Raw genomic sequence first — 20,578 nt, forward strand, 5'->3', positions numbered from 1 at the left:
TTCCCGGGGCGCTGACCGGGGGCGTCGGGGGCGCGAATGAGGTTTATCCGATGTTGGTCATGCTTGCGGGGGAATCAGGGTCTCCGGGGTGGTTCGCCGGGGATTCGGTGGGCAACTCTGGTTTCGCGACGTCGTCACCACACGGAATGACCGAGGCGGTCGGCCAACTGCCTTGGAGTGAAACCCCACTTCGCTTTTCTGGAGGATAAAGACATGGCAAGCATCCGTACCGCCCGCGTCATCGCCGCCGTCGCCGCTCTCCCCCTCGCCGTCGCACTCTTCGGTGGCGTGGCCTCGGCCGACAACGGCTCCTTCGCGAACGACGGATCGAACGCGAGCGTCGCCAGCATCATCGGCAGCGGCGTCGGCGGCAGCAACCACGGCAACTCCTCCACCTCGCAGCAGGTCGCCACCGGTTCCGGTGCGTCCAACCAGAACAACACCGCGCAGGTCAACGGATCGGCCTTCACCGCGATCGAACAGCACAACTCCAATGTCGCGGTGAACTTCTACCCCTGGTGGTGACCGCGGCCTGAGCCGCACCGACTGTTGAGGGCGCCTGTGCGACCGGACCGGCTGGGGTCCGGTAGCGCAGGCGCCCTCGGGCGTTTCCCGGCACCTCGTCACCACACCCCGTCACCGCGTCCCGGCACCCCGTCACCGCGTCCCGGCACCCCGTCACCGCGTCCCGACCCTCGTCACAGTGCCCCGGCCTTGACATCGACCCAGAATCTGACGGACAGTCAGGTCCACTCGATGATGTGATGCCGGGAGGCCAGCGCCGTGCACCTCGCCCCGACCGAAGGCCAGTTGCGGCTCCGCGCCGAACTGCGGGAGTACTTCGGAAACCTGCTGCCGGACGGGTTGCCCGAAGACCCGGCCGCTCAACGCGCACTACTGCGCCGGATCGGCGCCGACGGACTCCTCGGCCTCGGCTGGCCCGTCGAGTACGGAGGCCAGGGCCGCGGCCCCGACGAGCAGTTCGTGTTCTTCGACGAGGCCTACCGGGCCGGTGCCCCCGTCTCCATGGTCACGCTCAACACCGTCGGCCCGACCCTGATGAAGTACGGGACGCAGGAGCAGAAGGACTACTTCCTGCCCCGGATCCTCAAGGGCGAACTCGTCTTCGCCATCGGCTACTCGGAGCCGGAAGCGGGCACCGACCTCGCCTCGCTGCGGACCAGGGCCGTGCGGGAGGAGAGCGGGGACTGGCTGATCGACGGGCAGAAGATCTTCACCTCCAACGCCCAGAACGCCGACTGGATCTGGCTCGCCTGCCGCACCGCCCCCGACGCCCCCAAACACAAGGGCATCTCCATCATCCTGGTGCCCACCGACGACCCCGGTTTCGCCTGGACCCCGATCGAGACGGTCGGCGGGCTGACCACGACCGCCACGTACTACGACTCCGTCCGCGTGCCCGCCGGCAACCTCGTCGGTCCCGAGCACGGCGGCTGGGGCCTGATCACCAACCAGCTCAACCACGAGCGCGTCGCCCTCGCCGCCATCGGGATGCAGGCCGAGGACTTCTACGAGGCCGCGCTCGACCACGCCCGCACCCCCGACCCGGCCACCGGGCAGCGCCCGGCCGACCGTCCCTGGGTGCAGTCCAGGCTCGCCGAGGCGCACGCCCGCCTCGCCGCCGTGCGCCTCCTCAACTGGCGCCTCGTCCAGGACGTCGGCGCCGGCACCCTGGCCCCGGGAGACGCGAGCGGCGTGAAGTTCCTGGGCACCGAGTCCACCGTCGAGGTGTACCGGATCTGCCAGGAGGTGGTGGGGGAGGAGGCGCTCGTACGGGGACCGGGGCACGGGTCCTTCGCCGGCGGCGAGCTGGAGCGGATGAACCGGGCCGCCCAGATCAACACCTTCGGCGGCGGCGTCAGCGAGGTCCAGAGGGAGATCGTCGCGATGATGCGGCTCGGCATGAAGGGAAGGAAGCGATGACCGCCACGGGGGAGCGCCGGGAGGACCGGGCGGCCGAGGTCGCGCAGGCCGAGGTTGCGCAGGCCGAGGTCGCGCAGGCCGAGGTCGCGCAGGCCGAGGTTGCCAAGGCTGCCGAGGCCACCGAGGCCGTCCGGTTCCACGCGCTGCTCAAAGCCTTCGAAGGGCAGCCCGCCGCCACCGCCGGACAGGGCAAGGACGCGGTCAACGAGCCGATGATCCGCCACTGGTGCGAGGCGATGGGCGACACCAACCCCGCCTACACCGGAGCGGACGCCATCGCCCCGCCCACCATGCTCCAGGCCTGGACGATGGGCGGACTCTCCGGACACGGCGAGCGCTCCTCGGGCTACGACGAGCTCCTCGCGCTCCTCGACGGGGCGGGCTGCACCTCCGTGGTCGCCACGGACTGCGAGCAGGAGTACCTGCGCCCGCTGCGCCCCGGCGACGCGATCACCTTCGACGCCGTCATCGAGTCGGTGTCGCCGCGCAAGACGACCAAGCTGGGCACCGGGCACTTCGTGACCACCCGCATGGACGTCCGGGCGAACGGCGAACCCGCCGGCACCCACCGCTTCCGGATCCTCAAGTACGTCCCGGCGGCGAGGAGAACGGCGCAGCCGGCCCAGCAGCCGACCCGGCAGTCAGCCCAGCAGTCAGCCCCCGCGGCCCAGCCCGCGAAGAAGGCCCCCCAGCGCCCCCGCCCCGTCGTCAACCGCGACAACCAGGGCTTCTGGGACGGGGTGCGCGAGCACAAGCTCCTGATCCAGCGCTGCACCGCCTGCGCGACGCTCCGCTTCCCCTGGCTCCCCGGCTGCAACGCCTGCGCGAGCCCGGAGTGGGACACCGTCGAGGCCTCCGGCGCCGGCACGGTGTTCAGCTACGTCGTCATGCACCATCCCCCCTTCCCGGCCTTCGACCCGCCGTACGCCGTCGCGCTCGTCGAGCTCGCCGAGGGCGTCCGGATGGTCAGCAACATCACCGGCGTCCCGTACGACAAGGTCCGCATCGGGCTGCCCGTCCAACTGGAGTTCCTGCGCGTGGACGAGGAACTGGAACTGCCCGTCTTCCGGGGGAGCGAGGCCTGATGGACTTCCACCCCACCGAGGAGCAGGCCGCCGCGGCCGGGCTCGCCGCCCAGATCTTCGGCGACCTCGCCACCCACGACCGCCTGGCCGCCGCCGGCACCGGCAGTGACGCCGAGCTGTGGAAGGCCCTCACCACCGCCGGACTGACCGCCGCCGTCGAGGACGTCGGCCTGCTCGGACTGGTGCTCCTCCTGGAGGAGCAGGGCCGCACCACCGCGCAGGTCCCGTACGCCGTCACGTGCGTGTACGGGATCCTCGCGCTGGCCCGGCACGGCAGCGCCGAGCAGCGCTCCCGGCTGCTGCCCGCACTCGGCTCCGGCGAGGCGATCGCGACCGGGGCCTTCCCGGACCGCGGCCGGATCACGGCGTCGGCCGACGGCCGCCTCAGCGGAAGCGCCCCCGCCGTGCCCTGGCTGCGCGAGGCCACGCACGTCCTGGTCCCGGACACCGCCGGGGCCCTGTGGCTCGTACGCACGGACGCGCCGGGGGTGCGCACCTCGCCGGTGGAGACCACCGCGCACTGGTCCGCCGGGAGCCTGACCCTGACCGGTGCCGAGGCGGAACGGGTCGGCGCCGGCCCGGGCCCGGAGGCCTACGCGGACGTGCTGGCCGTGGCCCGCACGGCCTTCGCCGGCCTCCAGGCGGGCGTCTGCGCGGGCTCACTGGCCCGCGCGGTGGAGTACACCTGCACCCGCGAGCAGTTCGGCCGGCCGCTCTCCACGAACCAGGGGGTCATGCTGCGCGCCGCCGACGCGTACATGGACACCGAGGCGATCCGGGTCACCGCGTACGAGGCGGCCTGGCGCGTCGACGAGGGGCTCCCGGTGGGTGATCACGCGCTGACGGCGGCCTGGTGGGCCTCGGAGGCGGGCAAGCGGGTCGTCCACGCGGGCCAGCACCTGCACGGCGGGATGGGCGCCGACCTCGACCACCCCGTCCACCGGCACTTCCTGTGGGGGCGCCAGCTCGATGCCTACCTGGGCTGCGGCAGCGAGCTCCTGGCCGAACTGGGCGCATCCCTCGCGGCGTGCGCACCGGCACCGGGCGCACCAGCACCGGGCCCACACCCAGCGAGCACCCCCGCGGCAGCAGGCGCACCAGAAGGAGAGGAGCAGGCATGAACATCGGCGACACACTGCCGCCGCTGGAGATACCGGTCACCCGCACCCTGATCGTCGCGGGCGCGATCGCCTCCCGCGACTACCAGGACGTGCACCACGACGCGGTGCTCGCGCGGGAGAAGGGCTCCCCGGACGTCTTCATGAACATCCTCACGACCAACGGCCTGGTCGGCCGGTACATCACCGACCACCTGGGCCCGGCCGCCGTGTTGCGCAAGGTGGCCATCCGCCTCGGCGCCCCGAACTACCCCGGCGACACCATGACGCTCACCGGGACCGTCACCGCGCTGGACGGCGACACCGCCGAGATCCGCGTCGTCGGCGCCAACGGCATCGGCCACCACGTCACCGGCACGGTCACGGTCACCGTCACCTTGGGCGCCCCGGAGGCCACGGCATGAGCGTCCGCAACCGCGACGGGCTCGGCGGCCGGGCCGCCATCGCCGGCATCGGCGCCACCGAGTTCTCCAAGGACTCCGGCCGCAGCGAGCTCAAGCTGGCCGTCGAAGCCGTGCACACCGCCCTCGACGACGCCGGGCTCACCCCGGCCGACGTCGACGGCATGGTCACCTTCACGATGGACACCAGCCCCGAGATCACCGTCGCCCAGGCGGCCGGCATCGGGGAGCTCTCCTTCTTCTCCCGCATCCACTACGGCGGCGGCGCCGCCTGCGCCACCGTCCAGCAGGCCGCCCTCGCCGTGGCCACCGGGGTCGCGGAGGTCGTCGTCTGCTACCGCGCCTTCAACGAACGCTCCGGCCGCCGCTTCGGCTCCGGCGTCCAGCAGCGCGAGCCCTCGGCGGAGGGCGCCGCGCTCGGCTGGTCGCTGCCCTGGGGGCTGCTCACCCCGGCCTCCTGGGTGGCCATGACCGCCCAGCGCTACCTGCACACCTACAACCTGACCCCCGAGGCCTTCGGCCACGTGGCGGTCACCGACCGGCGGCACGCCGCGAACAATCCGGCCGCCTACTTCCACGGCAAGCCCATCACCCTCGCCGACCACGCGGCCTCGCGCTGGATCGTGGAGCCGCTGCGGCTGCTGGACTGCTGCCAGGAGACGGACGGCGGCCAGGCCATCGTCGTCACCACCGCCGAGCGGGCCCGGGACCTGCGGCAGAAGCCGGCCGTGATCACCGCCGCCGCGCAGGGCGCGGGGCGCCGCCAGGAGGGCATGACCTCCTTCTACCGCGACGGCCTCACCGGGCTCCCCGAGATGGACGTGGTCGCCCGCCAGCTGTGGCGGACCAGCGGACTGCGGCCCTCCGACATCGACGTCGGCATCCTCTACGACCACTTCACGCCGTTCGTGCTGATGCAACTGGAGGAGTTCGGCTTCTGCGCCCCGGGCGAGGCCGCCGACTTCGTGGCCGCGGACGCGCTGCCGCTCAACACCCACGGCGGCCAGCTCGGGGAGGCGTACCTGCACGGCATGAACGGCATCGCCGAGGCGGTACGCCAGCTGCGCGGCACCTCCGTCAACCAGGTCTCCGGGGCCGCGCACGCCCTGGTCACCGCCGGCACCGGGGTCCCGACCTCCGGCTTGATCCTCGCCGCCGACGGCTGACCCGCCCCGCACGGCACGCGAAGCTCCGTGCGACCGTTCGGATCCTGCCGGAAGCCCCGCCTCCTCCACCTTCAGGAGGTGGGGCTGGCCCCACCCCTACAACCTGAGGCGGACCCCTCTTCGGCACTTGCGGCCGATCCCACGGAGCCGCTCCGCTCCTAGCGTGGAGCCATGACCACGCCTGTGTGCACGCTCGCCTCGAATCCGACGCCGTACCCGTCGTTCTCGGCGTACGTACGGACCCGCGGCACGGTCCTGATGCGCACCGCGCGCTCACTCACGGCCAACCCCTGCGACGCCGAGGACCTCCTCCAGACCGCGCTGGCCAAGACCTACGTCGCGTGGGACCGCATCGAGGACCACCGCGCCCTCGACGGCTACGTACGCCGGGCCCTGGTCAACACCCGCACCAGCCAGTGGCGCAAGCGCAAGGTCGACGAGTTCGTCTGCGACGAGCTCCCCGAGTCCGACGAGCCGCCCGCCGCCGATCCCGCCGAGGCACAGGCGCTGCGCGACGCGATGTGGCGCGCGGTGACCCGGCTGCCCGACCGGCAGCGGGCGATGGTCGTGCTGCGCTACTACGAGGACATGAGCGAGGTCCAGACCGCCGAGCTGCTCGGAGTTTCCGTCGGAACGGTCAAGAGCGCCGTCTCGCGGGCGCTCGTCAAGCTCCGCGAGGACCCGGAACTGACCCCGGTCCGCTGAGCCGAGTCCCGCCACCCCGATGTTTCACGTGAAACGCTGAGCCGGGTCCCGCCGCCCCGATGTTTCACGTGAAACATCGGGGCTCATCCGGGCTCTCCGGGCTCTTTCTCCCGCTGTTTCTACCGCTGGGTAGTGACATGCCGACCGGTACGTGCGCAGAATCGGCAGCATCCGTAGCCGCCGCAGCGCCGCAGCGCTCACCGGGAGGACGCTTTGCTGAGCACCATGCAGGACGTACCACTCCTCGTCACCCGCATATTGCAGCACGGGATGACGATCCACGGGAAGTCACAGGTCACGACCTGGACGGGGGAGGCCGAGCCGCACCGCCGCAGCTTCGCCGAGATCGGAGTCCGTGCCACCCGCCTGGCCAACGCCCTGCGCGACGAGCTCGGCGTCCGGCAGGACGACCGCGTCGCCACCCTCATGTGGAACAACGCCGAGCACGTGGAGGCGTACTTCGCGATCCCCTGCATGGGCGCCGTCCTGCACACGCTGAACCTGCGGCTCCCTCCCGAGCAGCTGGTCTTCGTCGTCAACCACGCCGTCGACCGGGTCGTCCTGGTCAACGGCTCCCTGCTGCCGCTCCTCGTGCCGCTGCTGCCGCACCTGCCGACCATCGAGCACGTGGTCGTCGCGGGCGTCGGCGACCGCTCCGCGCTGGAGGGCCTCGGCGTGCGCGTGCACGAGTACGAGGAGCTCCTGGCGGGCCGCCCCGACACCTACGACTGGCCCGAGCTGGACGAGCGCCAGGCCGCGGCCATGTGCTACACCTCCGGCACGACCGGCGAGCCCAAGGGCGTCGTCTACTCCCACCGCTCGATCTACCTGCACTCGATGCAGGTCAACATGACCGAGTCGATGGGCCTGACCGACAAGGACACCACCCTCGTCGTCGTCCCGCAGTTCCACGTCAACGCCTGGGGCCTGCCGCACGCCACCTTCATGACCGGCATCAACATGCTGATGCCGGACCGCTTCCTGCAGCCCGCCCCGCTCGCCGAGATGATCGAACGGGAGAAGCCCTCGCACGCCGCGGCCGTCCCCACCATCTGGCAGGGACTGCTCGCCGAGGTCACCGCCAACCCGCGCGACCTGAGCTCGATGAAGCAGGTCACCATCGGCGGCTCCGCCTGTCCGCCCTCCCTCATGGAGGCGTACGACAAGCTGGGCGTCCGGGTCTGCCACGCCTGGGGCATGACCGAGACCTCCCCGCTGGGCACCATGGCGCACCCGCCGGCCGGGCTCAGCGCCGAGGAGGAGTGGCCGTACCGCCTCACCCAGGGCCGGTTCCCGGCGGGCGTCGAGCCGCGGCTGGTCGGCCCGGCGGGCGACGTACTGCCCTGGGACGGCGAGTCGGCGGGCGAGCTGGAGGTCCGCGGCACCTGGATCGCCGGCGCCTACTACGGCGGCGCGTCCGGGGAACCGACCCGCCCCGAGGACAAGTTCAGCGCGGACGGCTGGCTCAAGACCGGCGACGTCGGCGTGATCAGCCCCGACGGCTACCTCACCCTCACCGATCGGGCCAAGGACGTCATCAAGTCCGGCGGCGAGTGGATCTCCAGCGTGGAGCTCGAGAACGCGCTGATGGCCCACCCGGACGTCGCCGAGGCGGCGGTCGTCGCCGTGCCCGACGAGAAGTGGGGCGAGCGCCCGCTGGCCACCGTCGTCCTCAAGGAGGGCGCCACCGTGGACTACGCGGGGCTGCGCGCCTTCCTCGGCCGGTCGATCGCCAAGTGGCAGCTGCCCGAGCGCTGGACGGTCATCGAGGCGGTCCCGAAGACGAGCGTCGGCAAGTTCGACAAGAAGGTGATCCGCAAGCAGTACGCGGACGGCGCACTAGACGTCACCAAGCTCGACTGACCCCCTCGGGGGCTACTGGCCCCGCGTGAGCCAGGGCCGCAGCAGCTTGCTGATCGCGGGCATGGCCACGTAGGTCATCAGGGTGCTGAAGACGACGGCGAAGGCGGCCGTCCGCAACACGAAGTGCAGGTTCACCAGGTACGGCCCGAGCAGCGCGTTGCCCGCGAGCGAGATCGGGAAGATGGCCAGCCCGGAGCTGATCGCCATCTTCCAGCGCGGCGGCGCGGGCCGGGCCGTACCCGGCTTCGCGAACCACGTCTCCATGCCGTGCAGTTCGCGCCGGGCTATCTCGGTGTGGTGGTGGCCGAGGCAGTTGGAGAACCACTCGGCGCGCTCGGCGGAGTCCTGCCACCGCTGGAAGGCCGCGTGGTCGCGGAAGCGGTGCACGAGGAACCACGGACCGCCCTCCCTGGCCGGGCGGAACAGCCCGTAGCCCAGGTGGTCGGGGAAGGTCGCGGCCGTCTCCAGGATGCCGTGGGCCCAGGCCTCGAAGTTCTCCTCGTGCCCCGGCTCCACCTGGCGGGCGATCAGCAGGCTGACCTCCCCGCTGTCTTCCGGGACGGTCTGCTCACTCGTGTCGATGACGGCCATGCCGCCAGAATGACTAGTTGGTGCCGATCTTGGCCAGCAGGTCCACGATGCGGCCCTGCACATCGGGCGTGGTGGACCGCTCGGCGAGGAAGAGCACGCTCTCGCCCGAGGCCAGTCGCGGCAGTTCGGCCGGATCGATCCCCATGGCCGTGTAGACGACCAGCGGGGTGTGGTTCAGCCGCCCGTTGGCGCGCAGCCAGTCCACGATCCCGGCCCGGCGGCGGCGCACCTGCATCAGGTCCATCACCACCAGGTTGGGCCGCATCCGCGTCGCCAGCTCCACGGCGTCCGTGTCGGCGTCGGCGCGCGCGACCTGCATGCCGCGCCGCTCCAGGGCGGCGGTCAGCGCGGTCGCGATCTCGTCGTGCTCCTCGATCAGCAGCACCCGAGAGGGGTGCTGATCGCTGTCGCGCGGCGCGAGCGCCTTGAGCAGGACGGCCGGATCGGCGCCGTACGCGGCTTCGCGCGTGGCGTGCCCCAGCCCGGCCGTGACCAGCACGGGGACCTCGGCGGCCACCGCGGCCTGGCGCAGCGATTGCAGGGCGGTCCGGGTGATCGGCCCGGTCAGCGGGTCCACGAACAGCGCGGCCGGGAACGCCGCGATCTGCGCGTCGACCTCCTCGCGGGAGTGCACGATCACCGGGCGGTAGCCGCGGTCGCTGAGCGCGGCCTGCGTCTGCACGTCGGGAGCGGGCCACACCAGGAGCCGGCGCGGGTTGTCCAGCGGCTCGGGCGGCAGCTCGTCGTCCACCGGAGCCGGCACGGGCCGGTTGACCACCTCGACGGCCCCGCCGGGGCCGTCCAGCGGCTCGGGGCCCTCGGCGGAGCCCGCCCCGGGGGCTCCTATGGCGAAGGCGCGGCCCTGGGGCGCGGGCTCCGCGAGGCGCCGGCGGCGGCCGGAGCCGTTGGTGTCGGTCGAGGAGGTGCCCTGGCCGAGGGCGCCCAGCGCGCGCACGCTGATCGGCGCCCCGGCGGACTCCGCCGGGGTGTCCTGCGGCTGCCGGGCCCCGGGCACGGCGATCTGCCCGGCGGCCTCCTCCTCCGGCGCGGTGCGCGCCGAGGGAACGGGCCAGGCCGGAGTGGCGGGCAGCGCACGGCGCCGCCCGGTGGGGTGCGTCTCGGGGTCTACGAGGCCCTGCGCGCCCGCGTCGGCCTGCCCGGCGGGGGCTTCGGCCTCGGCGGGGGGCGCGCCCAGCACCCGTCGCCCACGACGCCCGCCCGGGCCTTCGCCGTCGGCGTCGCCGGGAGCGGGGACGGGACCGGCCATGGCGGGTGGCTGCGGGGGCTGCGCCGCCGGGACCGCGGTCGGGCCGGCGGGCAGCGCGAAACCGCCCTCGGGAGCGATGGGCCGCTGCGCGGCGGGGGCCGCGAACCCGGCCGCGGGCACGGGCCCGCCGGCTTGCACGGGACCGCCGGGACGAACCGGACCGCCGGGTTGCACGGGACCCCCGGGATGTACCGGACCGCCGGGTTGCACGGGACCGCCGGGCTGCGCCGGCCCCGCCGCGCCCAGGGCACGTCGCCGCCCGGCGGGGTGCTCGGTCAGCGGAACCGGCAGCACGGGGACCGGGGGCACGGGCATGGGGCCCACGGGCATGGGCGGAAGCGCGGGCATGGCGGTGCCCTGCGGGGGCACGGGCCGCCCGGGACCGCTGTCGACGCGGTTGTCGCTGCCGCCGTCGCCGTTCTGGCCGCGGCGGCGTCCGGTGCCGGTGACCGTGCCGGGGGCCGCGCCGGGACTCGTACCGAGGCCTGAGCCGGGACCCGTACCGGGGCCCGATCCGGGGCCGCCCAGGCCCGCAGGGTTGACCGGGGACTGCGCGAGCTCCGCGGGACCGCCGTCGCCCGGACCGGCCTCGCCGCCCCGGCGCCGCCCGGAGGGCAGCGCGTGCGCGGCCCCGCCGTCGACCGCCGGTTCCGCGGCCGCGGCCCGGCCCGCGCCGGAGGCGTCCCCGCCGGGGCCCGCGTCCGCGTCGTCGAGGAAGGCGTCCACGCCGCGCCGGGCCCGCCGACCGCCGGAGACCTGCCCCGGACCGCCCTCGGTGCCCGGTTCCCGCTCCGCCGCCGGCACCGGCTCGGGCAGGGTGACCGTCCCGGCCCCCGCACCCAGCGGCAGCTCCAGCACGTACGCCCCGCCGGGCGCGCCCGGCACCTCCACGGTCTGCAGCACACCGCCGTGCGCGGCCACGATGCCCCGCACGATCGGCTCGTGCACCGGGTTGCCGCCCTCGTACGGCCCGCGCACCTCGATCCGTACGACGTCACCGCGCTGCGCGGCGGCCACTACGATCGTCGAGTCCATGTACCCGCTGCCCTGGCGGGTCTTGCCGGTGGCGTCCACCCCGGCGACGTCCGCGACCAGGTGCGCGAGGGCGGTCGCGATCCGCTCGGCGTCCACCTCGGCCTCGATGGTCGGGGCGTGCACGGCGAACTGCGCCCGCCCGGGGCCGATCAGCTCGACCGCGCCGTCGACGCCGGCCGCGACGACCCCGTCGATCAGGACCTTCTTCTTGTTGAGCTTGTCGCCGCCCGCGTCCAGACGCTGGAAGCCGAGCACGTTGTCGACGAGCGTGGTCATCCGGGAGTAGCCGGCGGCCAGGTGGTGCAGCAGCTGGTTGGCCTCGGGCCACAGCTGTCCCGCGTCGTCGGCGGCCAGCGTGGCCAGCTCCCCGCGCAGTTCCTCCAGCGGTCCGCGCAGGGAGTCCTCGAGCACGGACAGCAGCTGGGCGTGGCGCGCGGCCAGCGCGTCGTAGGAGCGCCGGTCGGTGAAGGTCATGACGGCGCCGACGAGCTGCTCCCCGTCCCGTACGGGCGAGGTGGTGAGGTCGACGGCGACGGGCTGCCCGGCCTTGTTCCACAGCACCTGGCCGCGGACCCGGTGCTTGCGCCCGCTGCGCAGCGTGTCGGCGAGCGGGGACTCCTCGAAGGGGAACGGCGAGCCGTCGGCGCGCGAGTGCTGGACCAGCCCGTGCAGCTCGCGGTTGCCGAGGTCGGTGGCGCGGTAGCCGAGGATCTGCGCCGCGGCCGGATTGACCAGCACGACCCGGCCGTCGGTGTCCGTGCCGACGACGCCCTCGGCGGCGGCGCGCAGGATCATCTCGGTCTGCCGCTGGGAGCGGGCCAGCTCGGCCTCGGTGTCCACGGTCTGCGAGAGGTCCCGTACGACGAGCATCAGCAGCTCGTCGCCGGTGTACGAGGGCTGCGGCTCGCGGTAGGCGTCGCGGCCGTCGAGGTGGGCTGCGGTGACCTCGACGGGGAACTCGCTGCCGTCGGTTCGGCGCGCCACCATCCGCTTGGGGCGCGCCCGGCCGCCTTCGTCCTCACCGGGCCGCCGCATGGAGCCGGGGATCAGCTTGGAGTCGAATTCGGGCAGGAGGTCGAGTACGCCCCGGCCGACGAGCCCGGTGCCGGGGCTCTCCATGACCTCGAGGGCGATCGAATTCGCGTTGACGACCGTGCCGTTGGCGTTGACGAGCAACAGCGCGTCCGGAAGAGCGTCGAGTATTGCTGCGAGGCGAGCAGCGCCTCGGGATGGCCTGCTGCTCACGACGAGCTTCCTCCCTGACCACAACTACCGGCATGTCACGGGAGGAGTCTAAGGGCACGGGCCCCCGGTGGGAGGGCCGATGTTCCGCGGATGCCGCGTGATTGCCGCATCCTCCCAGGTCAGGAACGCCCACGCGGAAGCACAGGTTCCAACTCGTTCCACCGGCTGATCTCGCATCCGTCCGTCCTGCGGAACTCGGAATCGACCCTGTGGCCGTGCCAGGTTCCGGTGATCCGGGCGGTGGCCCGGCCGCCGTCGACCATGGTGCAGAGCTGCCGCTTGGACACGGGGGCGAACGGGTCCTTGCCCTCGCGGGCGAGGGCTTCGAGTCGGACGCAGGCGTCCCGGGCCCGGGGGTGGTTCCCGCCGACCGGGTCGCACTCGAGCCGGTACTCGCCGTCCGCCCGGGGGTTGCCGGTGTCGGAGATGGTGATGGTGAGCCGGTCGGGAGCCGCCAGCAGCCGCCCCAGGGGCGGCAGCGGGGGCAGGGGCCCCGCCGCCGCGGCAGCCAGGGCGGAGGTGACGGCGAAAGCGGCGAGACGCAGCATGGGGCACTCCAGGTCGTCCGTACGTCGTACGACAGACCAACGACGGGCGGCCTCCGACGTTGCGTGCTGAGAAGGCTTAAGGCTTTGCCCTGCGGGCCGCCCTCCTTGTACCGTGGGAGCGGATTGGTGACCGGCCCCTGGCCTGTGTCATCATCTGCACGCACCTTCGTACGCGAGGGTGTGCTGGAGGCGTCGCCTAGTCCGGTCTATGGCGCCGCACTGCTAATGCGGTTTGGGGCTTACCCCCCATCGAGGGTTCAAATCCCTCCGCCTCCGCACTTCACGAAGCCCCGGTCCTTGCGGACCGGGGCTTCGGTGCGTTCGGGGTCCGATGCGCTGCGGGTCGGTGGCGCGATCTGCCCATGACGGCTCGCGCCGACCGCGCCCCGAGGCCAACCGGATGATCTTCTTCCAGGCCGTTTCCGCAGGTCAGCATGGGTGGAGCTAATGGATTTCGCGTCCCGGCGAGGTCCATGTATTGTTGTTCTCGCAAGGCCAACGGGGCGCAAAACCCCGGCCAGCCAAGCACTCGTAGCTTAACGGATAGAGCATCTGACTACGGATCAGAAGGTTGCAGGTTCGAATCCTGCCGAGTGCACAGCAGCTCAGAGGGCCCGGACGAAAGTCCGGGCCCTCTGGCGTTTCCGCCGTACAGCAGCGAAGTACAGCAACCCCCTCAGCCGCCGGCACCGCCCATTGCCTCGGACAGCTTGCCGATCGCGTCCCGCACCTCTTCCTCGCTTGCCTCGGCGTAGACCTCCATCGTCATGGCGATCTGCGAATGCCGCAGGATTCGCTGCGCCACCTTCGGGTGGACCTTGAGCGCGACCAGGAGCGAGCTGCACGTGTGCCGGGTGTTCCGGAGCGGGATCACCCGGAGACCGGCGCGACGGGCCCGCAGCGCGAACATCCGCGTCAGGTTCCCCGGCTCGATCGGCGTCCCGTACTTCGTCGTGAACACCAAGCCGTGGCTGTCCTGCCACAGCTCCCCGGCCGCCTTCCGGTCCCCGGTCTGCTGGGCCTGCCGCATCCGCAGGGCCTTGAGGCACAGGGAGGGCAGCGGGAGGAAGTCGTCTGAGTCCTCGGTCTTGGTCTCCCGGTGCAGGATCTGCCGCCCCGCCCGCTGGATCTGGTGATCCACGTAGAGCTCCCCGGCGTCGAAGTCGATCGACTTCCAGGTCAGCCCCAGCACCTCACCGCGCCGCAGCCCGAGGCACAGGACGAGCATCCACGCGGCAAAGAGGTGATCTTCCCGGACGAGCCCGTCGGCCAGGAAGCGGCCCGCCTCGACCACGGACCACGGCTTGATCCGCTTGCGGCGAGGCTTGGGGACCTTCACGAGCGAGGCGACGTTCTTGCCGATCTCCTCCTCGGTGACGGCGTGCGTCAGGGCGGCCCGCAGGGCATCACGCGAGCCCTGGATCACGCGCCGGGACGGGTACGACTCGCAGCACTCCCCGATGGCACAGCACCGCCGTCTTGCGGTGGCGCGCTTCGCGTCCTTGCCCTGAGCACAGCACTGGCAGATGGCCGACAGCTTGGTCAGCCACTCGCGGACGTCCCGGACGGTCAGCTTGTCCAGCCGCTTCGTGCCGAGGTGCGGGGCGATGTAGAGCCGCACATAGCCCTCGTACGACACGTACGACAGCGGCGCCAGATTGGGCTTGACGATCGAGTCGAGCCAGTACGAGAGGAAGGCGGCGAGCGTCCGGTGCCGAGTCGCGACGGGCCCCTTCTTCGCCTCCGCGTGCAAGTTGAGCCACTTCTCGTGGACCTCCTCGCGGGTCTTGCCGTAGGCGTACTTCCGGGCGCGCTTGCCGTCCGGCTTGGTCACCCAGACGTAGGCGGCGTAGCCGTTCTTGTAGGGGTAGATCGAGCCCTCGCCGTTGCCGCGCTTGCCGCTCATGCCGCCCACCCCTCCTCGCTGGCGGTGATGCGCTCGACGTACTCGTCCACCCAGGCCGGGAGGATGCGGCGGTTGCGGCCGATCTTCACCGACCGGATCTCCCCGGTCAGCACGAGCATCTTGGTCTTGGACAGGCCGAAGTGGAGCAGGGTCGCGACCTCGGCGGTCGTGTGCCACTTGGGCTGGAGCACGGTCGTGGTCATGCCGTTCCCTCCGGTGCGAGTTGCTCGTGCAGGGCTTCGCGGGCGGTCTGGCGGTTGAGTTGGATGCCGCGGGCGATGGTGGCGGCGAGGACGGACTCGCCGGGGCTGTGGCCGTGGCCGGCGTACTGCCAGGAGGCGAGGACGAGCACGGTGTCCGGCTCGGCGTCGGTGAGGCCGCGGGCTTCGCGTTCTTGGGCGGCGCGGTAGTCGGCGCGGGTCTGTCGGAGGGCGCTGAGGGTGGTGGAGTACTGGCGGGACTTGGTGGAGAAGTGGCCGCGGAAGCCGAGCATGTGGGACCAGGCGGCGAGGCGGCGGTCCGGGTAGAGCGGGTCGAGGTCGAGGCAGGCACCGATCAGGCGGGCGGTGTGGTCGGGGACGTCGAGGAGGACCAGGGCCTCACGGTTGCCGATGCGGCGGTCGAGGGTGCCGGTGTTCTCGGCTGCCTTGGTGGCGTACTTGGCGACGTACGAGGCGACCGCCTGTTCGGTGATGTCGGAGCCGTCCCCGAAGGCCTTGATGGGGCGTACGTCGAGCTGGGTCCCCCAGCGGAAGGTGCGGGCGGGCTGGTCTGCGGCGGCCGGGACGGTGATCGAGGTGTACGTGTGGGCGGCGGCGGCTCGGATGGCTTCCGTCAGCAGGTGGGTGCTGGCCCAGGAGGGCGGAGGGGAGTCCGGCCCGTCGTGTCCGTCGAGGCGGATCACGGCATGGAAGTGGATCGCCCCGCGCCTCTGGAACTCAGCGACCTTGCCGAAGGAGACCCGGCAGACGTCGGAGAGCTCGCGCCGCGTGAGGCCGGCCCGGATGGCGATCTCCCGCCGGAGCCGGTTGGCGAAGCGTGCCCACAGGCCGCTGGCGTGGTTGTTGAAGAGGACGGCGGCGGCGTAGTCGTAGTTGTTCGGGTCGAGGGCGGTGCCGAGTTCGGAGGCGTCCTCTTGGTGGTGCTTGCCGCAGCGGCAGGGGCGGCCGGCGGGGCGGTTGTGGACCGGACCGAAGGAGGGGGCGGTGACGATATTTCTGCCTGGCTCGTGGGCTCGGGGATGGGTATAAGGGACAGCACCTGCGGCCCCGGACCGGGCGGCTCGGGCGCGCCGGCGACGGCGTCCGCGTAGCCCGGCCCGGGGCCGCAGGTGAAGGCCACGGCCCCGGTGGCGGCGTGGTGGACGGCCTCGGCGAGGTTGGCCAGGAAGACGGCGGCGGACCCGGAGGTGTCGGCGGCCTGCTCGGCCAGCAGCTCGAGGCGCACCAGCTCGAAGGCCTCGGCGTCGCCGGCCAGGGCCAGTTCCTTGGGCCCGGTGAGGTCCCCGGGCACCCCGGTGTCGACGAGCCGGGCGGCCACCCCGGAGCCGCGCAGCAGCCTGCGGGCCGATTCGGCGGCACCCAGCTCGCGCCGCCGGGCGAGGTAGCGGGCGGGGGCGCAGTGCGGTTCCAGCCCGAGCAGCGGCGGACACCAGCGGCGCAGCGCGAAGCCGGTCTGGGTGTCGAAGAAGGTGGTGCCGGCCGCGGGCGGGCCGGCCGAGTGGATCAGCTGGGCCTCGAAGGTGGCGAGGCCCAGCTCCGTGCGGAGCACTCCCTGGCAGTACTGGTCCACCAGGGGCGGCGTTTCGATCATCCGGGCATCCCGTTGCGGACGTGAGGAAGGGGCTTCCACACGTCCTAACGGGTGAGCGGGGTATGAGGTGTTGCTCGCGCTGTTGACCGAGAGGGTGACGGCCGGGTGACGGCCCGGGTTGCGGACCGGGTTGCAGCCCGTGTGACCGACCGGCGGCGCCGCCGCGCCGGCCGCGCTCAGGCCGCCGGGTTCGCGGTTCCGCCGAGCTGCATGCCGGCCATGCGGGTCCACTCGTACGGCCCCGTCTTCACGCGCGCGGCGAACTCTCCGTCGAACTCGTCGTGGAGGGTCAGCCCGGCCTTCTCGGCCGCGAGCCGCGCGGTGTCGTACGTCGGGGCCACCAGGTCTCCCCAGCCGCCGTCCGTGCCCACGAGCACGATCCGGGTGCCGGCCTGGCCGATGTGCGCGAGCTGGCCTTCGGCGCCGCCGTGCTGCTTGGCGAACGCGCCGATCTGCTTGGCCAGCCGGGCGGCCCTGCGGTCCTGCTTCTTGTCCGCCGTGTTCACGGTCTCCTCGGTTTCTGCCATGGCAGGCATGCTACCGGCCGGTAACGAGCGGAGGAAGCGTCAGCGGAGGAAGGGATCCACGGCGACGGCGACGAAGAGGAGCGACACGTAGGTGATCGACCAGTGGAACAGCCGCATCTCCTTGAGCTTCGCGCCCGTCAGGCCCGACTTGGCCCGCGCGTTGAGCGCGTGCGCCTCCCACAGCCACCAGCCGCCGGCCACCAGGGCGACGGCCGTGTAGAACCAGCCGGTGTACCCCAGCGGGGTCAGCAGCAGCGAGACCGCCACCATCACCCAGCTGTAGATGACGATCTGCTTGGCCACGGCCTTGTTGCCCGCCACGACCGGCAGCATCGGCACGCCGACGCGCGCGTAGTCGTCCTTGACCTTCATCGACAGCGGCCAGTAGTGCGGCGGCGTCCAGAAGAAGATGACGAGGAAGAGGATGACCGCTGCCCAGGAGACCTCGTTCTTGACGGCCGACCAGCCGATGAGCACCGGCATGCAGCCCGCGATGCCGCCCCAGACGATGTTCTGGGAGGTGCGCCGCTTCAGCAGCATCGTGTAGACCACGACGTAGAAGAGGAGCGCGCCGAGCGCGAGCGCGGCCGACAGCCAGTTGATCAGCAGGCCGAAGAACAGTGTGGAGAGCACGCCCAGGGAGATGCCGAACACCAGGCACTCCCGCGGGCTGACCATGCCGGTCACCAGGGGGCGTTGCGAGGTCCGGTCCATGAGCGCGTCGATGTCGCGGTCGATGTACATGTTCAGCGCGTTGGCGCCGCCCGCGGACAGATAGCCGCCGAAGCAGGTCGCGAGGACCAGCCACAGCGACGGCACGCCCTGCTCGGCGAGGAACATCACCGGCACTGTGGTGATCAGCAGAAGTTCGATGATCCGCGGCTTGGTCAAAGCCACGAAAGCCATGACCCGGGCCCCGAACGGCCGGTGAACGGGAGGGGTCCCGAGCACCCCCGCTGGACGGGATTCGACGGCCGTCACGCACACCCCTGACAGAGAATCCAGCAAGCCCCGACTCGGACACCGCGGTAAAAGGGGGTCCGGTGAGACTTGCGCGTACCACGCCACTCTAGACGTAGCCCTTACCTCGCCCCGCGCGGGGGTCGCCTCGTGTTGGTCCGATCGGCGCTCAGACGTCACAACCCGACTGCGGGTACTCGAATAGCTGCACGCCGTGGCAGGGGTAGGCTCGGAATCGCGCCGGTGCACCGTTTGTCACCGGTACCAGACATGTGGAGAGGAGCCCTGACCCACGGTGAGCACCAAGCCGACGACCACAGAGCTCGACTGGACCGAACTGGACCAGCGTGCTGTCGACACCGCCCGGATCCTGGCCGCCGATGCGGTCCAGAAGGTCGGTAACGGCCACCCCGGTACGGCGATGAGCCTGGCCCCCGCCGCGTACACCCTCTTCCAGAAGGTGATGCGGCACGACCCGGCGGACCCGGAGTGGGTCGGTCGCGACCGTTTCGTGCTCTCCGCGGGGCACTCGTCCCTGACGCTCTACACCCAGCTCTACCTCGGCGGGTTCGGCCTCGAGCTGGACGACCTGAAGGCCTTCCGCACCTGGGGCTCGAAGACCCCCGGCCACCCGGAGTACGGCCACACCAAGGGCGTCGAGACCACCACCGGCCCGCTGGGCCAGGGCATCGCCAACGCGGTGGGCATGGCCATGGCCGCCCGCTACGAGCGCGGACTGTTCGACCCCGAGGCCCCCGAAGGCGCGTCGCCGTTCGACCACATGGTCTACGCGATCGCGGGCGACGGCTGCCTCCAGGAGGGCATCTCCCACGAGGCGTCCGCGCTGGCCGGCCACCAGAAGCTCGGCAACCTGGTGCTCCTGTGGGACGACAACCACATCTCCATCGAGGGCGACACGGAGACGGCCGTCTCCGAGGACACCCTGAAGCGCTACGAGGCGTACGGCTGGCACGTCCAGCGCGTGGCCGCGCAGGCCAACGGCGACCTCGACCCGAAGGCGCTGTTCGCCGCCTTCCAGGCCGCCAAGGCCGAGACCGGGCGCCCCTCCTTCATCGCCGCTCGCTCGATCATCGCCTGGCCGGCCCCGCACGCCCAGGGCACCGAGGCCTCGCACGGCTCGGCCCTCGGCAACGACGAGGTCGCCGCCACCAAGCGCGTGCTCGGCTTCGACCCGGAGCAGACCTTCGAGGTCTCCGACGAGGTCATCGCGCACACCCGCGCCCTCGGGGACCGCGGCCGCGAGGCCAAGGCCGCCTGGGAGAAGGAGTTCTCCGCCTGGCGCACCGCCAACCCGGAGCGCTCCGCCGAGTTCGACCGCATCAACGCGGGCGAGCTGCCCGCGGGCTGGGAGGACAAGCTCCCCGTCTTCGAGACCGGCAAGGGCGTCGCCACCCGCGCCGCCTCCGGCAAGGTCCTCGAGGCGCTCGGCGCGGTCATCCCGGAGCTGTGGGGCGGCTCGGCCGACCTGGCCGGCTCCAACAACACCACCATCGACAAGAACTCCTCGTTCCTGCCGGTGGGCAACCCGCTGCCGGAGGCCGACCCGTACGGCCGCACCATCCACTTCGGCATCCGCGAGCACGCCATGGCCGCGGCCATGAACGGCATCGCCCTGCACGGCCACACCCGCATCTACGGCGGCACCTTCCTGGTGTTCTCCGACTACATGCGCAACGCCGTGCGCCTCTCCGCGCTGATGCACGTGCCGGTCACCTACGTGTGGACGCACGACTCCATCGGCCTCGGCGAGGACGGCCCGACCCACCAGCCGGTCGAGCACGTCGCCTCGCTGCGCGCCATCCCCGGCCTGAACGTGGTCCGCCCGGCCGACGCGAACGAGACCGCCATCGCCTGGCGCGAGATCCTGCGCCGCCACACCAAGGTGTTCGGCAAGGGCGCCCCGCACGGCCTGGCGCTGACCCGCCAGGGCGTGCCGACCTACGAGCGCAACGAGGACGCCGCCAAGGGCGGGTACGTGCTCTTCGAGGCTGAGGGGGGCGACGCGCAGGTCGTCCTCATCGGCACCGGCTCCGAGGTCCAGCTCGCCGTCGCCGCGCGCGAGGCGCTGCAGGCCGAGGGCGTCCCGGCGCGCGTCGTCTCGATGCCGTCCGTGGAGTGGTTCGAGGAGCAGTCCCAGGAGTACAAGGACAGCGTCCTGCCGCCGTCGGTCAAGGCGCGCGTCGCGGTCGAGGCCGGCATCGGCCTGACCTGGCACCGCTACGTCGGCGACGCCGGCCGGATCGTCTCGCTGGAGCACTTCGGTGCCTCGGCCGACGGCGCCGTGCTCTACCGCGAGTTCGGCCTGACCGCCGAAGCCGTGACCGCCGCCGCACGCGCCACTCTCAATGAAACGCGCCTCGCCGCCGCCGCGCGCTGACGCCCGT

The 20,578-nt window shown here is 72.2% G+C and carries 16 protein-coding genes, 2 tRNA genes and 2 pseudogenes; 11 read left to right on the forward strand and 9 right to left on the reverse strand.

All coding sequences use genetic code 11. From position 1 onward, the window contains the following. Positions 1-213 precede the first annotated feature (213 nt). From DRB89_RS20305 to DRB89_RS20340, 8 genes are all read left to right on the forward strand, one after another. The gene (locus DRB89_RS20305; protein ID WP_112446768.1) at positions 214-525 is read left to right on the forward strand and encodes a hypothetical protein; all 312 of its coding nucleotides are present in this window, start codon (positions 214-216) and stop codon (positions 523-525) included. 258 nt (positions 526-783) lie between these two features. After that, the gene (locus DRB89_RS20310; RefSeq protein ID WP_112446767.1) at positions 784-1,944 is read left to right on the forward strand and encodes an acyl-CoA dehydrogenase family protein; all 1,161 of its coding nucleotides are present in this window, start codon (positions 784-786) and stop codon (positions 1,942-1,944) included. Then, on the forward strand, positions 1,941-3,029 hold the full coding sequence (locus DRB89_RS20315) for a bifunctional MaoC family dehydratase N-terminal/OB-fold nucleic acid binding domain-containing protein (protein ID WP_112446766.1): 1,089 nt from the start codon (positions 1,941-1,943) through the stop codon (positions 3,027-3,029). The genes DRB89_RS20310 and DRB89_RS20315 overlap by 4 nt, the downstream gene beginning before the upstream one ends. Continuing rightward, complete coding sequence (locus tag DRB89_RS20320; protein ID WP_112446765.1) at positions 3,029-4,150, forward strand: acyl-CoA dehydrogenase family protein; 1,122 nt, start codon at positions 3,029-3,031, stop codon at positions 4,148-4,150. Before DRB89_RS20315 ends, DRB89_RS20320 begins: the two co-directional genes overlap by 1 nt. Beyond that, entirely contained in the window at positions 4,147-4,551 is a 405-nt protein-coding gene (locus tag DRB89_RS20325) for a MaoC family dehydratase (protein WP_112446764.1), read from the forward strand. Before DRB89_RS20320 ends, DRB89_RS20325 begins: the two co-directional genes overlap by 4 nt. Further along, the gene (locus DRB89_RS20330) at positions 4,548-5,714 is read left to right on the forward strand and encodes a lipid-transfer protein (RefSeq protein ID WP_112446763.1); all 1,167 of its coding nucleotides are present in this window, start codon (positions 4,548-4,550) and stop codon (positions 5,712-5,714) included. The genes DRB89_RS20325 and DRB89_RS20330 overlap by 4 nt, the downstream gene beginning before the upstream one ends. Positions 5,715-5,885: 171 nt before the next feature. After that, positions 5,886-6,419, forward strand: coding sequence for a SigE family RNA polymerase sigma factor (locus tag DRB89_RS20335; protein ID WP_112446762.1), 534 nt, complete (start codon positions 5,886-5,888; stop codon positions 6,417-6,419). A gap of 213 nt (positions 6,420-6,632) precedes the next feature. Then, the gene (locus DRB89_RS20340; protein WP_112446761.1) at positions 6,633-8,282 is read left to right on the forward strand and encodes a long-chain fatty acid--CoA ligase; all 1,650 of its coding nucleotides are present in this window, start codon (positions 6,633-6,635) and stop codon (positions 8,280-8,282) included. A 12-nt stretch (positions 8,283-8,294) separates the two neighbouring features. Here the strand turns inward: DRB89_RS20340 and DRB89_RS20345 are convergent, their stop codons facing one another. The 3 genes from DRB89_RS20345 to DRB89_RS20355 all read right to left on the reverse strand — a co-directional run bounded on the left by DRB89_RS20345 (position 8,295) and on the right by DRB89_RS20355 (position 12,968). After that, the gene (locus DRB89_RS20345) at positions 8,295-8,873 is read right to left on the reverse strand and encodes an antibiotic biosynthesis monooxygenase (RefSeq protein WP_112446760.1); all 579 of its coding nucleotides are present in this window, start codon (positions 8,871-8,873) and stop codon (positions 8,295-8,297) included. A gap of 13 nt (positions 8,874-8,886) precedes the next feature. Then, the gene (locus DRB89_RS20350) at positions 8,887-12,420 is read right to left on the reverse strand and encodes a PAS domain-containing protein (protein WP_112463372.1); all 3,534 of its coding nucleotides are present in this window, start codon (positions 12,418-12,420) and stop codon (positions 8,887-8,889) included. Between the two features lie 119 nt (positions 12,421-12,539). Beyond that, entirely contained in the window at positions 12,540-12,968 is a 429-nt protein-coding gene (locus DRB89_RS20355; protein ID WP_112446758.1) for an SSI family serine proteinase inhibitor, read from the reverse strand. 185 nt (positions 12,969-13,153) lie between these two features. Between DRB89_RS20355 and DRB89_RS20360 the strand changes: the two genes are divergently transcribed. Together DRB89_RS20360 and DRB89_RS20365 are read left to right on the forward strand one after the other, a co-directional pair. Continuing rightward, positions 13,154-13,244: transfer RNA gene (locus DRB89_RS20360), tRNA-Ser, on the forward strand. Between the two features lie 249 nt (positions 13,245-13,493). Further along, positions 13,494-13,566 (forward strand) — tRNA-Arg (locus DRB89_RS20365). 78 nt (positions 13,567-13,644) lie between these two features. Here the strand turns inward: DRB89_RS20365 and DRB89_RS20370 are convergent. The 6 genes and pseudogenes from DRB89_RS20370 to DRB89_RS20395 form a co-directional block, all read right to left on the reverse strand. After that, positions 13,645-14,883: a site-specific integrase gene (locus DRB89_RS20370; RefSeq protein ID WP_204357630.1), complete on the reverse strand. Its 1,239-nt coding sequence runs from the start codon at positions 14,881-14,883 to the stop codon at positions 13,645-13,647. Next, a complete protein-coding gene (locus DRB89_RS20375) occupies positions 14,871-15,077 on the reverse strand; it encodes an excisionase family DNA-binding protein (RefSeq protein WP_112446757.1) in 207 nt (68 codons plus the stop codon). The genes DRB89_RS20370 and DRB89_RS20375 overlap by 13 nt, the downstream gene beginning before the upstream one ends. Then, positions 15,074-16,207, reverse strand: a pseudogene (locus tag DRB89_RS20380) (replication initiator); the annotation flags it as partial. The pseudogene DRB89_RS20380 and the gene DRB89_RS20375, both read right to left, overlap by 4 nt. Further along, positions 16,141-16,686, reverse strand: a pseudogene (locus tag DRB89_RS20385) (amidohydrolase); the annotation flags it as partial. The pseudogenes DRB89_RS20380 and DRB89_RS20385, both read right to left, overlap by 67 nt. Before the next feature lie 176 nt (positions 16,687-16,862). Further along, positions 16,863-17,213 (reverse strand): hypothetical protein, encoded by a 351-nt coding sequence (locus DRB89_RS20390; RefSeq protein WP_204357780.1) that lies wholly within the window; start codon positions 17,211-17,213, stop codon positions 16,863-16,865. 39 nt (positions 17,214-17,252) lie between these two features. Then, entirely contained in the window at positions 17,253-18,200 is a 948-nt protein-coding gene (locus DRB89_RS20395; protein ID WP_112449740.1) for a heme o synthase, read from the reverse strand. 268 nt (positions 18,201-18,468) lie between these two features. Here DRB89_RS20395 and tkt point away from each other — a divergent pair, with 268 nt between their 5' ends. Next, complete coding sequence (gene tkt / locus DRB89_RS20400; protein WP_112449741.1) at positions 18,469-20,571, forward strand: transketolase; 2,103 nt, start codon at positions 18,469-18,471, stop codon at positions 20,569-20,571. Positions 20,572-20,578: the final 7 nt, after the last annotated feature.

The organism is Streptomyces sp. ICC4, assembly GCF_003287915.1.
Lineage (GTDB): Bacteria > Actinomycetota > Actinomycetes > Streptomycetales > Streptomycetaceae > Streptomyces > Streptomyces tritrimontium.

Excerpts from the sequence above, each read along its gene's own strand:
- DRB89_RS20305 (WP_112446768.1), top strand. The coding sequence starts at position 214 with ATGGCAAGCATCCGTACCGCCCGCGTCATCGCCGCCGTCGCCGCTCTC.
- DRB89_RS20315 (WP_112446766.1), top strand. The coding sequence starts at position 1,941 with ATGACCGCCACGGGGGAGCGCCGGGAGGACCGGGCGGCCGAGGTCGCG.
- DRB89_RS20320 (WP_112446765.1), top strand. The coding sequence starts at position 3,029 with ATGGACTTCCACCCCACCGAGGAGCAGGCCGCCGCGGCCGGGCTCGCC.
- DRB89_RS20325 (WP_112446764.1), top strand. The coding sequence starts at position 4,147 with ATGAACATCGGCGACACACTGCCGCCGCTGGAGATACCGGTCACCCGC.
- DRB89_RS20330 (WP_112446763.1), top strand. The coding sequence starts at position 4,548 with ATGAGCGTCCGCAACCGCGACGGGCTCGGCGGCCGGGCCGCCATCGCC.
- DRB89_RS20335 (WP_112446762.1), top strand. The coding sequence starts at position 5,886 with ATGACCACGCCTGTGTGCACGCTCGCCTCGAATCCGACGCCGTACCCG.
- DRB89_RS20345 (WP_112446760.1), bottom strand. The coding sequence starts at position 8,873 with ATGGCCGTCATCGACACGAGTGAGCAGACCGTCCCGGAAGACAGCGGG.
- DRB89_RS20355 (WP_112446758.1), bottom strand. The coding sequence starts at position 12,968 with ATGCTGCGTCTCGCCGCTTTCGCCGTCACCTCCGCCCTGGCTGCCGCG.
- DRB89_RS20375 (WP_112446757.1), bottom strand. The coding sequence starts at position 15,077 with ATGACCACGACCGTGCTCCAGCCCAAGTGGCACACGACCGCCGAGGTC.
- DRB89_RS20390 (WP_204357780.1), bottom strand. The coding sequence starts at position 17,213 with ATGGCAGAAACCGAGGAGACCGTGAACACGGCGGACAAGAAGCAGGAC.